Source organism: Nodosilinea sp. P-1105 (assembly GCF_012911975.1).
Classification (GTDB): Bacteria; Cyanobacteriota; Cyanobacteriia; order Phormidesmidales; family Phormidesmidaceae; genus Nodosilinea.
This window is the reverse complement of record NZ_SMDQ01000021.1, coordinates 26,541-41,940: the sequence shown is the minus strand read 5'-3', so window position 1 is coordinate 41,940 and position 15,400 is coordinate 26,541. Positions and strand designations below refer to the sequence as shown.

At 55.1% G+C, this 15,400-nt stretch carries 15 protein-coding genes; 8 read left to right on the top strand and 7 right to left on the bottom strand.

The annotated features are described in order from the left end of the window. Nucleotides 1–3 precede the first annotated feature (3 nt). From psaB to E1H13_RS11385, 4 genes are all read left to right on the top strand, one after another. Complete coding sequence (gene psaB, locus E1H13_RS11400; RefSeq protein ID WP_169613539.1) at nucleotides 4–2,205, top strand: photosystem I core protein PsaB; 2,202 nt, start codon at nucleotides 4–6, stop codon at nucleotides 2,203–2,205. Between the two features lie 137 nt (nucleotides 2,206–2,342). Continuing rightward, nucleotides 2,343–2,642, top strand: a complete 300-nt coding sequence (locus E1H13_RS11395) for a type II toxin-antitoxin system HigB family toxin (protein ID WP_169613538.1) — start codon at nucleotides 2,343–2,345, stop codon at nucleotides 2,640–2,642. After that, nucleotides 2,626–3,027: a transcriptional regulator gene (locus tag E1H13_RS11390; RefSeq protein ID WP_169613537.1), complete on the top strand. Its 402-nt coding sequence runs from the start codon at nucleotides 2,626–2,628 to the stop codon at nucleotides 3,025–3,027. The genes E1H13_RS11395 and E1H13_RS11390 overlap by 17 nt, the downstream gene beginning before the upstream one ends. A 136-nt stretch (nucleotides 3,028–3,163) precedes the next feature. After that, a complete protein-coding gene (locus tag E1H13_RS11385) occupies nucleotides 3,164–4,294 on the top strand; it encodes an AAA family ATPase (protein WP_169613536.1) in 1,131 nt (376 codons plus the stop codon). A gap of 39 nt (nucleotides 4,295–4,333) precedes the next feature. Here the strand turns inward: E1H13_RS11385 and E1H13_RS11380 are convergent, their stop codons facing one another. The 3 genes from E1H13_RS11380 to E1H13_RS11370 all read right to left on the bottom strand — a co-directional run bounded on the left by E1H13_RS11380 (nucleotide 4,334) and on the right by E1H13_RS11370 (nucleotide 7,058). Beyond that, nucleotides 4,334–4,981, bottom strand: a complete 648-nt coding sequence (locus tag E1H13_RS11380; protein WP_169613535.1) for a Uma2 family endonuclease — start codon at nucleotides 4,979–4,981, stop codon at nucleotides 4,334–4,336. A gap of 319 nt (nucleotides 4,982–5,300) precedes the next feature. Continuing rightward, nucleotides 5,301–6,185: a helix-turn-helix domain-containing protein gene (locus E1H13_RS11375; RefSeq protein ID WP_169613534.1), complete on the bottom strand. Its 885-nt coding sequence runs from the start codon at nucleotides 6,183–6,185 to the stop codon at nucleotides 5,301–5,303. 117 nt (nucleotides 6,186–6,302) lie between these two features. Further along, the gene (locus tag E1H13_RS11370) at nucleotides 6,303–7,058 is read right to left on the bottom strand and encodes a tryptophan-rich sensory protein (protein WP_169613533.1); all 756 of its coding nucleotides are present in this window, start codon (nucleotides 7,056–7,058) and stop codon (nucleotides 6,303–6,305) included. A 380-nt stretch (nucleotides 7,059–7,438) separates the two neighbouring features. Here E1H13_RS11370 and E1H13_RS11365 point away from each other — a divergent pair, with 380 nt between their 5' ends. Both E1H13_RS11365 and E1H13_RS11360 read left to right on the top strand, forming a co-directional pair. Beyond that, entirely contained in the window at nucleotides 7,439–8,446 is a 1,008-nt protein-coding gene (locus E1H13_RS11365; RefSeq protein ID WP_169613532.1) for a carbohydrate kinase, read from the top strand. A 309-nt stretch (nucleotides 8,447–8,755) separates the two neighbouring features. Next, nucleotides 8,756–10,264 carry an FAD-dependent oxidoreductase gene (locus E1H13_RS11360; RefSeq protein ID WP_169613531.1) on the top strand — a complete coding sequence of 503 codons (1,509 nt, stop codon included), beginning with the start codon at nucleotides 8,756–8,758 and terminating at the stop codon, nucleotides 10,262–10,264. 37 nt (nucleotides 10,265–10,301) lie between these two features. Here the strand turns inward: E1H13_RS11360 and E1H13_RS11355 are convergent, their stop codons facing one another. The 4 genes from E1H13_RS11355 to E1H13_RS11340 form a co-directional block, all read right to left on the bottom strand. Continuing rightward, nucleotides 10,302–10,895, bottom strand: a complete 594-nt coding sequence (locus tag E1H13_RS11355) for a hypothetical protein (protein ID WP_169613530.1) — start codon at nucleotides 10,893–10,895, stop codon at nucleotides 10,302–10,304. A 13-nt stretch (nucleotides 10,896–10,908) separates the two neighbouring features. After that, complete coding sequence (locus E1H13_RS27945; protein ID WP_347404148.1) at nucleotides 10,909–11,052, bottom strand: YgiT-type zinc finger protein; 144 nt, start codon at nucleotides 11,050–11,052, stop codon at nucleotides 10,909–10,911. 40 nt (nucleotides 11,053–11,092) lie between these two features. Next, nucleotides 11,093–11,662: a transposase gene (locus E1H13_RS11345; RefSeq protein WP_169613529.1), complete on the bottom strand. Its 570-nt coding sequence runs from the start codon at nucleotides 11,660–11,662 to the stop codon at nucleotides 11,093–11,095. Nucleotides 11,663–11,872: 210 nt separating this feature from the next. Beyond that, on the bottom strand, nucleotides 11,873–12,304 hold the full coding sequence (locus E1H13_RS11340) for a hypothetical protein (protein ID WP_169613528.1): 432 nt from the start codon (nucleotides 12,302–12,304) through the stop codon (nucleotides 11,873–11,875). Nucleotides 12,305–12,751: 447 nt separating this feature from the next. Between E1H13_RS11340 and ftsE the strand changes: the two genes are divergently transcribed. Both ftsE and hemL read left to right on the top strand, forming a co-directional pair. Next, complete coding sequence (gene ftsE / locus E1H13_RS11335) at nucleotides 12,752–13,606, top strand: cell division ATP-binding protein FtsE (RefSeq protein WP_240966592.1); 855 nt, start codon at nucleotides 12,752–12,754, stop codon at nucleotides 13,604–13,606. A gap of 231 nt (nucleotides 13,607–13,837) precedes the next feature. Beyond that, on the top strand, nucleotides 13,838–15,139 hold the full coding sequence (gene hemL, locus E1H13_RS11330; protein WP_169613527.1) for a glutamate-1-semialdehyde 2,1-aminomutase: 1,302 nt from the start codon (nucleotides 13,838–13,840) through the stop codon (nucleotides 15,137–15,139). Nucleotides 15,140–15,400: the final 261 nt, after the last annotated feature.

Genomic DNA, 15,400 nt, shown 5'->3' with positions numbered 1-15,400 from the left:
TTCATGGCAACTAAATTCCCAAAATTTAGCCAGGACCTGGCTGCCGATCCGACCACAAGGCGGATCTGGTACGGGATTGCCACTGCCCACGACTTTGAAAGCCACGACGGCATGACGGAGGAAAATCTTTACCAGAAGATTTTCGCCTCCCACTTTGGCCACCTGGCAATCATTTTTCTGTGGACCTCGGGCAACCTGTTCCACGTCGCCTGGCAAGGTAACTTCGAGCAGTGGATTAAAGATCCGCTCAACATTAAGCCCATCGCTCACGCGATTTGGGATCCCCACTTTGGCCAGCCTGCGGTAGATGCCTTCTCCCAGGCCGGTGCCTCAAGCCCGGTTAACGTTGCTTTCTCCGGGGTGTATCACTGGTGGTACACCATCGGTATGCGCACCAACAACGACCTGTACACTGGTGCTGTCTTTCTGCTGATTCTGTCGGCGGTCTTCCTGTTCGCGGGCTGGCTGCACCTTCAGCCTAAGTTCCGTCCCAGTCTGTCCTGGTTCAAAAATGCTGAGTCTCGCCTCAACCACCACCTGGCTGGTCTGTTTGGCGTTAGCTCTCTAGCTTGGACCGGTCACCTGGTACACGTGGCTATCCCCGAGTCTCGCGGTGTGCATGTGGGTTGGGATAACTTCCTGTCCATGAAGCCCCACCCCGAAGGCTTGATGCCTTTCTTCACCGGTAACTGGGGTGTGTATGCCCAGAACCCCGATACCTCTAGCCATGTGTTTGGCACGGCTACGGGCGCTGGTTCGGCGATTCTCACCTTCCTGGGTGGGTTCCATCCCCAGACCGAGTCTCTGTGGTTGACCGATATGGCTCACCACCACCTGGCGATCGCGGTGATCTTCATCGTCGCTGGGCACATGTACCGCACCAACTTCGGCATTGGCCACAGCATTAAGGAAATCCTGAATGCTCACAAGCCCCCCGCTGGCGGTCTAGGTGAAGGTCACAAGGGTCTCTATGACACCCTGAACAACTCCCTGCACTTCCAGCTAGCGCTGGCCCTGGCTTCCCTGGGTGTGGTCACCTCCCTGGTAGCGCAGCACATGTACGCGCTGCCCCCTTACGCCTTTATGGCTAAGGATTACACCACCACGGCGGCCCTGTATACCCACCACCAGTACATCGCTGGTTTCATCATGGTGGGGGCCTTTGCCCACGGTGCCATCTTCTTGATCCGCGACTACGATCCGGCGGCCAATAAGAACAACGTGCTCGATCGCGTGCTTCAGCACAAAGAAGCGATCATTTCTCACCTGAGCTGGGTGTCTCTGTTCCTGGGCTTCCACACCCTGGGTCTGTACGTGCACAACGATGTGGTGGTTGCCTTTGGCACCCCCGAAAAGCAAATCCTGGTTGAGCCCGTCTTTGCCCAATGGGTACAGGCCGCCTCTGGGAAAATGCTCTACGGCTTCGACACCCTGCTGTCGAACCCCGATAGCGTTACCCAAACCGCCAATGCTGTGTGGCTACCCGGCTGGTTTGAGGCGATCAACAGCAACGCTAACTCGCTGTTTCTGACCATTGGCCCTGGCGACTTCCTGGTTCACCATGCGATCGCTCTGGGTCTGCACACCACCACCCTGATTCTGGTCAAGGGTGCTCTGGATGCTCGCGGCTCCAAGCTGATGCCCGACAAGAAGGACTTCGGCTACAGCTTCCCCTGCGACGGCCCCGGCCGTGGCGGCACCTGCGACATCTCCGCCTGGGATTCCTTCTACCTGGCGATGTTCTGGATGCTCAACACCATTGGTTGGGTCACCTTCTACTGGCACTGGAAGCATCTGAGCATTTGGAGTGGTAACGTTGCCCAGTTCAACGAAAACTCCAACTACCTGATGGGCTGGCTGCGCGATTACCTGTGGCTCAACAGCTCTCAGCTGATCAACGGCTACAACCCCTACGGCATGAACAACCTAGCCGTCTGGGCCTGGATGTTCCTATTCGGACACCTGGTTTGGGCCACCGGCTTCATGTTCTTGATCTCCTGGCGGGGTTACTGGCAAGAGCTGATCGAAACCATCGTGTGGGCCCACGAGCGCACTCCCCTGGCGAACCTGGTTCGCTGGAAGGACAAGCCCGTTGCCCTGTCGATTGTGCAGGCTCGCCTGGTGGGTCTAGCTCACTTCACTGTGGGTTACATCCTCACCTACGCGGCCTTCCTGATAGCCTCGACGTCAAGCCGCTTTGGCTAAGGCTCTGCTAGTTAGGTAAATCCTTCAAACCTCCTTGGTGGTCTCCACCGAGGAGGTTTGTTTTATATTGTGGTACGCACTCAATCCAACTCTTGGCAAGGCTATGATAGTTAAGAGCATGCCTCTAGGCAATATTGATGCACTTAATCTCGATTCGTAAGCTGCGGAATGATGTAGCTAAATATCCTGACGTAAAGCAAGTGATCGAAGCCTGGTATAGCGTAGCTAAGAAGGCCCGCTGGGAAAATCTGGAAGATGTTAGGAAAATCTACCGAGACGCTGAAGCTGTTGGTAATTTCACTGTCTTCAACATTAAAGGAAACAAATATCGCTTAATTGTCGGAATTGACTATAGCAACCAAACTATTTTCTATAAATACTTCTTAACCCACGCTGATTACGATAAGGATAAGTGGAAAAATGACCCTTACTTTTGATCGATCTGTCTATACTGATTTGCTCTCACAGGTCACTCCAAAAGTTATTGAGACTGAAGCAGAATATGAGCAAACCTTAGCCATCGTAGAGTTGTTGGCTTTCAACCAAAATAGAACGCCTGAACAAACAGCACTGTACAAACTACTGGTTCTGCTAGTGGAAGCTTATGAGGCAGAATACTACCCCATTTCGGAGGCGTCGCCAATAGATGTTCTCAACCATATTTTAGAAGCTAGCGATACTAAGCCTGCTGATCTAGTGGGTTTGATTGGTTCTAGCAGTGTCGTGGCAGAGATTGTGAATGGCACAAGAGCCATTAATGAGGCAGAAGCAAAAATTTTATCTGATCGCTTCAAAGTTTCACCCAGTCTATTTATTGCTTAATCACGGAACGAGTACTGCAATCAGGGGATATTGTTATACTTGCTTTTTCGGAATAATCCCTAAAGGACGTGTGAAAAGTGAACTGTGTAGGAAATATTATAATTAGGTTAAAAAAATAGCAAAGAGCGGAATATATATGTCAACTATTTATTCTATTTTCAGTGTTTGTCCCCTGGGTGATGGCAATTGGCTATGGGCTGCCTGGAAAAGTCCTGAACAAGCAAAAGCTTTTCTGAAAAAGCCAGATAAGAACGCGATACTAGATTGCTATATTTACGCTGAGTCACCATCTAAAGATAAAGCTATTCAAGTGGCTCGAAAGCTTTTGGGTTCCTACACGAAACAAGCAGATAGTAGTTTAGCTCAAGAAGTTGCAAAGGCCATTTATGGTGACATACTTATAACTGATAGTTATGAGGGATCCATTCAACCTACGGATATAATTAATATTTCTGATCACTTGACGTCACTGATTGGACTTGATGCTGTCAAAGCGACAGTTCAAGAATTGGCTAACATTGCCCAGGTGTATAAATTGAGGGCAGAAAAGGGGATGCAGCGGCCTCCTCTGACTAGGCATCTGGTTTTTACCGGCAACCCTGGCACTGGCAAAACAACCGTCGCTAGAATTCTGGGTGAGATCTATAGCCAGTTTGGGGTCTTATCTAAGGGGCATTTTGTGGAAGTGGACCGGGCCGATCTAGTGGCTGAGTATCTGGGCCAAACGGCACCGAAAACCACCAAGGCAGTGCAATCTGCCCTAGGGGGCATTCTGTTTATTGATGAAGCCTATTCCCTAGTACCGGAGGGACGAAGTGATGTGTACGGCCAAGAGGCGATCAACACCCTCTTGAAGATGATGGAAGATCATCGGGAAGACTTGGTAGTCATTGTGGCTGGCTACCAAGATGAGATGGCTCGATTTATTGCCTCAAACCCTGGCCTAAAGTCTCGCTTTGGCAGAAAAATCCATTTTGAAGATTATTCCGCTTCTGAACTTGTGGAAATCTTTAAAGTGATCTGTGAAAAGCATGATTATGCCTTGGCAGATGGTACCTCGCAGTCTTTAGAAGTGCTGTTAAATCAGTTTTCAGACAATATTGGTAGCCTTGGCAATGGTCGCTTTGTGAGAAACATTTTCGATCGCTGTTTGGCCCTACAATGCAGCCGATTAATCGCTTTGCCTAACCCTTCTGAACAAGATCTGAAAACCTTTGTGCCTAACGATATTCCAACTGCTAATTATTTAAAGCAACACCTACTCTGAGAAGAGTAGGCCATCAAAATATATAAAAATATAGGAAGCCTACATCCCCTGCCTCTTCACCCACTCCCTCACCGATCGCCGCAGGGCCAACCTTCCAGCCGATCGCTGCGATTCAATCAACTGGGGCAGGGCGCGAATATCCAGCATCGGAAACACCTGGCTTTGGTCTGACACCCCATAGCGATCGCCTTGCAGCAAATAAATCGTCAGCACACCGCTGTCGTAGCACCAGATTTCGGGTACGCCCAGGCGGGCATAGATCGGAAAGCGATCGAGGGATTTGCTGGTGAGGTCAACTTCGAGGGCCAGATCCGGGGGCGGGTCGCGCTCTAGGTCAAACTCTAGCTTGCCCCGCACTAGCGCCTCGTTTTGGAAGTAAAAGCAGTTGTCGGGTTCAATGCCCGCCTGCTTAGCCTTGCGCCGCCAGGTCGTGGAGCCGTAGCATTCGTAATCTTGCTGCAATACCTCAGCCATATCCTCAATGGCAGTGCTAATCGTCTGCTTAAAATACTCATGCTCTGGCAGGGGGGCCATAATTTCTAAAAAGCCATCGTCGTAGGCGATGCGGGTGCTGCGGTGGTTCCCCAACTCGGACAAAATGGCTTCGAACTCGGCCCAGCTCACGTCGCGCAGCACCAGGCTTTTGCCCAGGGGTACATCAATTTGGCTTAGCTCAAGGGTAACCATGGGTGCACTCACCAGTCGAGAAGAATAAGATGCTCGGCATCGCTAGCCTCTATTAAGGCTAACCTACCCTACTTAGCCAGAATAAACCCAAGCACTTTTTCAATGAAGAAATCTGGTGCCGTTTGCCTAGCCTGGTACTGTTGTCCGTGAATGCTCCGCTCATGGCGCTTTGCGCTCATAAGCGGCTATCAACTTAAGCCGAAACACCAAGAGCTGTCCGGAGTCGGCGATAGAGGAGGCAGAGCCTCCGGCAAGCGTTCCCACGCAGAGCATGGAACGAGAACAGGACAGGAACGTTATGGGCACAAATTTTCCCGCCTTAGGTGTTACCCTCAACAATTTCTGCGGGAATACCTGGAAAGCCCTTGGCTTTAGCATTTTGATAGGTGTCGGGAGAGCAACCCGAGAACGCGTGAAACTCGCGGGTGAAGTGGCTCTGGTCGCTGTAGCCACAGGCCAAGGCAATATCGCTGAGGGCTTGGTCTTGGGCAGTGCTGAGAAGCTGGTAGGCATGGGCAAAGCGAATCTGCCGAGCCGCAGCTTTGGGGGTGGTGCCAATGTGCTGGTGAAATTGGTGGATAAAGTGGCGATCACTCCAGCCAATCTGGCGGGCCAGCTCTCCCATTGCGATGCAGCCGCCGTGGGCCTCTATCTGTTGCCAGGCCCAGCAAATTTCTGGGCGCAGGGTGGGTTGGGAGGCCGCAATTTTTGCCGTAAGCACTCGATCAACGAGGGCAAACCGTTCTGCCCAGCTGGGCAACTCACCCAACTGCGACTCTAAATGACGGGCATCTTTACCCCAGAGATCGTCTAGGGCAACGGTTATACGGGCAAACTTAGGCGCGCCCCCCTTAAATAGTCGCTGGGCAACCCCAGGCATCAGCGGCACCGCAATGCAGTATCGCTCACCGCAGTGTTCTGAGACATAGGGTTGGGCATCGATACCGAGGACAAAAGATTGATAGGTTTGAGTGGTCGCCCCATGCCTGACCGGACGAGCGCTCAGGCCATCGCCCACGGCCAAAATCAGCATTACCCGAGCCATCGGCACATGTAGGCGAGAGACGGGCTGCTTTAGGTTTTGGTAGTAACCGCTGTAATTACCGACGATGCCCTGCAAGGCAGGGGGCGGTTTGCCTATCGCGTGTTCCCAGGTGGGTAGGCTGGATTCTGTTACAGTAAATGGCTCTCTGTGCGCAACCATCGGCCAGCAAGGTACCGAGCTGTTGTCCAGACACCGCTAGCTTAGCAAGATGATCAGCAGGCTGATGTCCTCAGGTGGTTTTCGATCGCCCTAAACACTGAGATGCCGTAGGGTTATTCACAAAATGTTATCATTCGTCGCTTCTACGGCGGATATCACTGGATATAGCGGTTCCTGGCCATTCAAGCGCCAGAGGCTGATGCAGAGGGCGGTGGCGATCGCCAGCCACACCAGGGACGGCAAAATCACCCACCCCGCCAGGGGCACAACCCGAAAGTAGCCCATCGTCAGCACCACCACCGACAGCAGCGGCCCTACAATCACCATAGGTACCGCCGCCCCCAGGCGGCCTTCCACGGTGAAAATCGTATTCCAGGTATCGCCTAAACTCAGGTGAATCACATACAGCACCAGGGGCCAGCTGAAAAAGGTTTGCCCCAGGGCCGACCACACCAAATAGGCCGAGACTACTCGCAGCACGGCAATGCTCATCCAGACGATGGGGAAGGCCAAGGGCGGCGGTGCCCAGCCCGGCCGCTGCAGCGACTGGTAGCGACCGCTATTGCGGGTGTTGTCGAGCAGGGAAAAGAAGCGCGATCGCAGGGTGACCACCGCAAAAAATCCACAGGCAATCGCCGTCATAGCTCCCTGGGGCAGGGCAGCGGTATCCAGGTAGCCCAGGGCCAAATCCATCACCCACAACAGGCCGGTCATGGCCGCCACCTGGGCCAGGGTGGCCCCCAGGTAGGTGAGAGTGGCGGCCTTGTCCCAGCGGGGGTTAGCCAAATCGGTCTGGACGGTGGTGTCGTGGCTGGGGTCTTTAACCCCCATCACGGTATTAACGCTGCTTTTGACAAAATTGTTTTGGCTCATGGGGCAAATAATAGGGAAGGCAGAGGACAGAGGACAGAGGACAGAGGGCGGAGGGCGGAGGGCGGAGGGCGGAGGGCGGAGGGCGGAGGGCGGAGGGCGGAAGGCAGAAAGGGGATCCAGCTCTATGTCAGGGTTTATGTCTACCTCCTGACACCTGTTACCTAACACCTAACACCTAACACCTGACACCCTCAGCAGCGGTAGTCATGGTTCTGGCAGGCAGTACTAGAGCATCGGTACAGTATGGCAAGATCCCAGGGTTCTTGGGCTGATGGGCAACGAATTTTGGGCCATCCAAGGATAGAACCCTGGGATCTGTACCGGCGTCCTAGGCTGAATCTTGATCTTATAGGTTTACGTTAGTTCGGAGGAGACAACCGATGGCTGCCCCCGTCATTTGCCTGGGAGAGTATCTGGTCGATCGCCTGTTTGAGGGGGATGAGCCGCCCCAGGCATCGGGTGAAAACTGGACCGACTACCCCGGTGGAGCGCCCGCCAATGTGGCCACCGCCCTGGCTAAGCTGGGTACTCCCAGTTGCCTGGTCAGTGCCTTGGGCCAAGATCCCCTGGGTGACTGGCTGCTACAAATTTTAGACCAGCAGGGGGTAGCAGGCCAGATTCAGCGAGTAGCCGGTGCCCCGACCCGTACGGTGCTGGTGCAGCGGGATGAGACCGGCGATCGCCAATTTATCGGCTTCAGCACCCCCGATCCAGCCGCCTTTGCCGATGCCCACCTCAGCCCCGACTGGGTCAATACCGTAGACTTTAGCGGCGTGTCCTACCTGGTCATGGGCACTCTGGGCCTGGCCTATGACTCCACCGCCCGCGCCATGGCCCGCGCCCTGGACCTGGCCCACCAGGCTGGCACCAAACGGGTGATTGATGTGAACTGGCGGCCGGTCTTCTGGCCCGATCAGACCCTGGCCGCCGCCAAAATTCGCGACCTCCTGGCGATCGCCGACTTGATCAAACTTTCCCGCGACGAAGCCCTCTGGCTGCTGGGCACTGACGACGCCACTGCCATTGTTCAGCAGTTCCCCCACTGCGCCGCCGTCCTCCTCACCGACGGGGCCAACGGCAGCACCTGTGCCACCCAACACCACTGCGTCACCCGTCCCGCCTTTCAGGTGGACAGCATTGATACCACCGGGGCCGGAGATGCCTTTCTGGCTGGGGTGATTCACCAATTGGGCCAACGGGGATGGCCCAGCCTGCACCAGCCGGATGCCCTAGCAGAAATCCTCCGCTACGCCAGCGTTGTCGGGGCGTTAACGACGCTCAAGCCAGGGGCGATCGCGGCGCAGCCGACGGCGGTGGAGGTGGAGGGGTGGAGGGGTGGAGGGGATAGGGAGGGTGGGGAGGTGGGGAGATTGGGAGTGGATGGGTGATGGGGTGGATGGGTGTAGACGCGTTTCGCAAGCGACATGGAACGCGAAGCGTGTGCAGCGCACTTAAGCGGCTTCCCGCAGGGTAGGGGGGTGATGGGGTGATGGGGAGGGTGAGGAAGATGGAGAGGATGAGGAAGGTTAGGGAGTTTTGTAGCGTGGGTTAGGCGGTCGGGGAAAGGGCGATGGCCAGGTCACTCAAGGGCCGCCGTAACCCACGGCTGGGAAACATAGACGCGGCATGGAATATGTCCGGGAGGGGATGGGGGTGTGGGACGATAATATGAAGAAAAGTTACGGAGACCCAAGGCCATGGCAGCAGCAGACACCCAACCCAAACAGGTGATCGTCGTCGGTGCCGGGTGGGCCGGTCTAGGCACAGCCCACCACCTGGCCCAGCAGGGCTATGCTGTCACCCTGCTAGAGGCCGGCTCCTACCCCGGCGGCCTGGTGGCGGGGTGGCAAACGCCCCAGGGTCGGGCGGTGGAGGCGGGTATCCATGGGTTTTGGTACCCCTATCGCAATATTTTTGCCCTCACCGACCAGCTCGGCATTCAGCCCTTTACCCCCTGGACCCGCTCGGCCCAGTATTCCCCCCAGGGTTTAGAGGTAGAGTCCCCCCTGTTCCAGGCTCAGCCCTACCTGCCCACGCCCCTGGGCACGTTTCTCTACACCGATTTCAAACGGCTGCCCCTGGGCGATCGCCTCTCAGCCCTACCCCTGCTGCAAGCCCTGATCGACTTCGACAACTCTGATCAGGCCTGGCAAAAATACGATCGCATCACCGCCCGCGAACTGTTTCGCCAATATGGGGTCTCGGCCCGGCTCTACCACGAATCCTTTGAGCCGATGTTGCTGGTGGGGCTATTTGCCCCCGGCGAGCAGTGTTCGGCGGCGGCGGCCCTGGGCATGCTCTACTACTTCATCCTGGCCCACCAGCCCGACTTTGACGTGCGCTGGTGTCGGGGCACCGTGGGGGCGCAGATCTTTCGGCCCTGGACCCAGTCGATCGAGCAGGCGGGGGGCAAAATTTTGGCCAATCACCGGGTCAGTGACGTCAAGGTCGAGCATAACCAAGTGACGGCGGTGGTCTGCGGCGACCAGGTGTTTGAGGCCGATGCCGTGGTGTTTGCTGTGGGTATCAGCGGCCTGAAAAAAATTGTGGAACAATCCCGCGCCTTAAAAGACCGCCAGGAGTTCCGAGACATCCGCAACCTGGGGGCGATCGATGTGCTGGCCACCCGCCTCTGGCTCGATCGCAAAATTTCGATTCCCCGTCCGTCCAATGCTTGCTTTGGCTTCCACCCCACCACTGGCTGGACCTTCTTTGACCTGAATGCCCTGCACGACGAGTACCGGGACGAACCGGGCACCGTGGTGGAGGCCGACTACTACCACGCCAACCAACTGCTGCCCCTGGAGGATGACCAGGTTCTCCAGCAGGTGCAGCAAGATCTCGCCGGGTGCATCCCCGCCTTTGGTGAGGCCCAGATTATTGACCACAGCATGGTGCGCATTCCCCAGGGGGTGACCCACTTTGCCCCCGGCAGCTACCGCTACCTGCTGCCCGCCACCACCAGCTTTGATAATTTGTTTATGGCCGGAGACTGGATTGTTAGCCGCCATGGGTCCTGGTCCCAGGAGAAGGCCTATGTCACCGGGCTGGAGGCCGCCAACCGGGTAATTGCGACCTTGGGCCAGGGGCAGCCTGCGGAGATTTTGCCCGTGATTCCGGATGAGCCGCATATTCAGGTGATGCGAGCCGCTAATCGCTGGGTAAGAGAAGGGTTACAGGGGCTGCCGAGCTTTTGGCTGCCCTAGTATCTGGTAATCACTGCCTATCTACACCAACAAGCGATCACGCATGCGCACCAAGTTCAACGCTGCTCGCGCCCTTGCGGATGAGTGCAGAGGAGTAGGCGTTAATGCGCTCCGGTTGGAGCAGCATAAAATCACCAAATTCTAGTTTCCACACCAGCCCAGGCCCAGACAACAAGCCCACTACAGCCCGTAGCTCTTCCATAGTGAATGTTTCGTCGGTTAGGCGAAGTTCAAGCTGCTGCTTGAGTTCCACCATACGGAGGAGTACTTTACCTTCATCTCGCAGCTTGATAATTTCTTCTTTGAGGGTTTTGAAGGTTTGGGTGGTTGCTGTCCAGCGAATTGAATCCCAGTCAATGTTTTCGATAATGACCTGACGCAGGTCGTCACAACCGGCACCTGTCTGGGCACTGGTTTCTAGATAAGCCGAAAATCCTCGCTCCGTCTGGAATTCTTCGATACTCTGTTTGCTGACCATCAAGCTGCCCCGGTCACAGCGACCTGCAACCAATAATTTATTGAATGCGCGACGGGAAGCTTTTTCTAGATCACTGTCCCATTGCCCCAACCCTTCAAATGGGTTTTCTTGTTGAGGGTTGAATACCAACACAGCAAGTTGAGTCTCATCCATAAACAGACGAATCTTAACCTCGGCACCGCTGGCGTTGGTTCAGACTGGTCCTTTGGGCCATTGCATCTTCCGCCCGTTCCAGCAATTCCCCAGTTACATCATCACTGAGATAACATTCGCCGCAGTTGTCACAAGCATCAGCAGGCACCCGCTTCAACTTTAGGGACCAGGTGCCTTGAAGGCACCTGGTCCCTGACTTACTCAAAAAGAAGATGTTGAATTGAGTGGAGAGGGATTGTATCTGGCAATGTCACAAATTGGTGATATTCAGCATGTATGCCGATTTGCTCAGATACATACTCCAGCTTTGGCAGAGTACCTCGTCGAATTCCCACATACTCGTGATAGCTAGAGAACTCCCAGTCCTCGGGCTTCTTTACAAAACCAGCGGTAACTGGGTTGAGATGGATATAGCGGGTCAGATGCAGAAGATAGTTGTCGCTATCAACGTGAAGGGTTTGAAATCTGCCCTGAAATAAAGATCCGCACCTTTGATAACGACGATTTATGGCATTGGTATAGGACATTGTGAACCGATGCATTGCTACTGATAGAGAATCATCCCGTAGATAAATCAGGATGTGATAGTGATTTGGCATCAAGCAGTAGGCAATGACATGGGCTGTCCCTTCGGCAATGTAGTAACGAAATTGCTTGAGAAAATACAGATAGTTGTCTCTCTCAAAAAAGATATTCTGGCGGTTGTTTCCACGATTGTAGAGATGGTAGTAATTCCCAGGCTCTAGGCTTCTTGAACGTCGTGGCATAGGGCTACCTGCTGAGTGCCATAGGCTGTAGAGTTCCCCAACAGCGGCAAAAAACTCCTCAATCTAGGGACCGGGTGCCTTAGAAGCACCCGGTCCCTTTGGGACGCTGGAATTGTAAACAATCTGCTCTACTCTAGCCGCTCGGCGTACTGCACCAGATGCAGGTGGTTAATCACCCCCTGCACCCCCTACATCGGCTGCCCTAGGCCATTAGGCCGGGATGGGAGCAAGCTGGCCGCTCCAACGTCGCTGCCCGTGGCGCTGGAGCTTTCTCTTGCGCCGCCGTCGCTTGGGTGGCCCAGTCAAAACAGCCAGGCTGTAGACCACCAGATAAATGCCTGCCCAAATACTGTACAGGTGAATGGACACAGCCCACTGGGGGCCACCCAAATAACCAGTTACCGTAGTCGAAAAATCGGCAACATAAATCCCCAAAATAGCCCAGCGAATGATGGGAAAATGCCGCCTGGCCCAGGGGTAGCGGGCAGGGCCAACAAATAGCACCGGGTATTGCAGATACATCAGCGAGAAAAACGCCATAGCGCACAACATGCCGGTTGCAGCCAGCAGGGAATGGGCGCCCCCCAGAGTGTGCAGGATGAGTCCAGTGGCCAACAGGACAGCAGCTGTGTAATTAATCATGACTTGGGTCGCGGCCCATAACGAGAACCGCTCGTAACATCTGTCCCTTAAGGTTCCCTGCTCAAGCCATGGAATGAGTCGGTATTTTCACGCCATGGTGTAACCGGCGGTGCTCTAGGCTAGTGGTTTGTCAAGCCAGAAGTGACGGGTCAACCGGGTCTGCGGTACACGGTACACGGCTCGCCTTAAACCGCTTACCGTGAACCGTGTACCCTAAGTCACATCTCCCGTCATTATTGTTTTGACTGAACACTAGGGCCATCTCCAGGCTCACCCACGAAACATAAAGATTATTGAAAAACCAAAAACCTCTTTTGCCATACCCATACTTTCCAGTACAATAGCCTCCCAAAAGCCGCGCGAACAGATTAATGCCCCGGCTGGTGTGATGTTTGGTCTAGGCCAAGTCACCCAGGCTAATCTCTGTCATTTCAGTTAGGACGCTCCATGACCTCTGTTCTTTCTCGCTCCACTGCAGACCCTAAGTTGGCCAGCCTGCCAGAAGAGGTTAGGGCTCGGCTGCAAGACCGCTTCAAACTTGTAGTGCCAGCCAAGGGCCTCTCATCATCTGATGATCCAACTATGACCTCCAGTCAGACCGTCACCCCTGACCGCCCTAGCGACCCTGCGGTTCGCCCCATTGTCTGCCTAGACCAGGTCGAAAAAGTTTATGCCAATGGCAGTAAGGCTTTAGCCGGGGTTAACCTCTCTGTTAACCCCGGTGATTTTTTGTTTGTTACCGGTCCGTCTGGGTCTGGTAAGTCCACCCTGCTGAAGTTACTCTATGGCTACGAGCGGCCCACCAGCGGCAAAATTTTGGTGGCAGATGAGCCGATTTCTGACCTGCGGGGCGATCGCCTCGCCAGAATGCGTCGCCGCATCGGGGTGGTGTTTCAAGACTACAAGCTGATCCCCAAGCGCACCGTGGCCGAAAACGTGGCCTTTGTGCTGTGGGCCCAGGGCTTTACCCGCAAAGAAATTCACCGTCGCCTCTGGCCCACCCTGAAAATGGTGGGTCTCCAGGCCAAAGCCCACTGCTTCCCTGACGAGCTGTCTGGGGGTGAGCAACAGCGGGTCAGCATTGCCCGGGCCGTGGTCAATACCCCGCCCCTCTTGCTAGCCGATGAACCCACCGGCAACCTGGACGCCGACAACTCCCTACAGGTGATCAAGATCCTGAAAAAGCTAAATTCCATTGGCATCACAGTGCTCGTCACCACCCACGACGAGCATTTGGTGCGCATTTCTAACCATCCAGTGGTGCAACTGAAGCAGGGTCGTTTGCATCAGTTGCGACGCTAACGCTACATTCCTTAACATCCTGCGCCTGCGCTGATCAAATCAATAGGATAATGATCAGAGTCAATTTTCAGGCGACAGTGTTCCTGGCTTACCGTTGGTTGGCCAGGGCAATTTTTGGTCACCTGATGCGTTGACATTCAGGGAACACTCTCGTGGCTTTTGGTCTGTGGCCGCTGATTGCCCCTGTCGTTAAATTAGGCCATTGAATTAGGTATCTGAGAGGAAAGTGCTTTGGTCAGTGCAGCTCCATTAAAAACCGCAAAATCAGAAGAAATTTTTAACGCCGCCCAAAACCTCATGCCTGGCGGCGTTAGCTCACCAGTGCGGGCGTTTAAGTCTGTCGGCGGTCAACCCATCGTGTTTGACCATGTCAAAGGTGCCTATGTCTGGGATGTAGACGGCAACCAATATATTGACTATGTCGGGACCTGGGGGCCTGCCATCTGCGGCCACGCCCATCCTGAGGTGCTCCAAGCTCTGTCCGCCGCCCTGGAGAAGGGGACCAGCTTTGGGGCTCCCTGTTACCTCGAGAATGTGTTGGCCGAAATGGTGATCCAGGCGGTGCCCAGCATCGAAATGGTGCGCTTCGTGAACTCGGGCACCGAAGCCTGTATGTCGGTACTGCGGCTGATGCGGGCCTACACCCAGCGGAATAAAATCATTAAGTTCTCAGGCTGTTACCACGGCCATGCCGACATGTTTTTAGTCCAGGCTGGGTCTGGGGTTGCCACCCTGGGACTACCTGACTCCCCTGGGGTACCCAAGTCTTCAACCAGTGACACCCTGACGGCCCCCTACAACGACCTGGAGGCGGTGAAGCAGCTGTTTATCCAAAACCCTGGGGAAATTGCCGGGGTGATTCTGGAGCCAGTGGTAGGCAACTCTGGGTTCATTACCCCCGATGGTGGCTTCCTAGAAGGGCTGCGGGAAATCACCCAAGAAAACGATGCCCTGCTGGTGTTTGACGAGGTGATGACGGGCTTCCGCATTGCCTATGGCGGGGCCCAGGCCAAGTTCAACGTCACCCCAGACCTGACCACCCTAGGTAAGGTGATCGGCGGTGGCCTACCGGTCGGGGCCTATGGCGGTCGGCGGGAGATTATGGAGATGGTTGCCCCCGCAGGGCCGGTGTACCAGGCCGGTACCCTATCCGGCAACCCCCTGGCTATGACCGCTGGAATCAAAACCCTGGAGCTTTTGCAGCGCCCCGGTACCTACGACGAACTCGACCGCATTACCGCTAAGCTTAGCCAGGGCCTGCTAGAGGCCGCTCGGGATGCAGGCCATGAGGTCTATGGCGGCCACATCAGCGCTATGTTCGGCCTGTTCTTCCATCCAGGGCCGGTACATCGGTACGAAGATGCGAAGCAGTCTGACCTGGAGAAGTTCAGCCGCTTCCACCGGGCCATGCTAGAACGGGGGGTCTATCTGGCCCCATCCCAGTTCGAGGCTGGGTTTACCTCCCTGGCCCACACTGACGAGGATATTGAGAACACCCTTGCCGCTGCCCGCGATGTGTTCGTCACCCTCTAGCCGCTGGGGCCTAAAGCATCGGTTCAGTATGGCTAAAGGGTATCAACTTAAGCCGGGACAGGTTGCGTCAGTAATGGGCTTGCTCCCTCTGGGAGCCACTTCGTGAACGACAAGCTCAGCCCGAGTGCGCTGAAACCGTTCGCCCTGAGCCTGTCGAAGGGCATCGTCTAAGACTGATACACAGAGCGATCAGTGTGTATGCTTCCCGCCTTGCGTTGGTACCCACGACATAATCTGCTGTCTAGCCAAGAAATCGGGTTT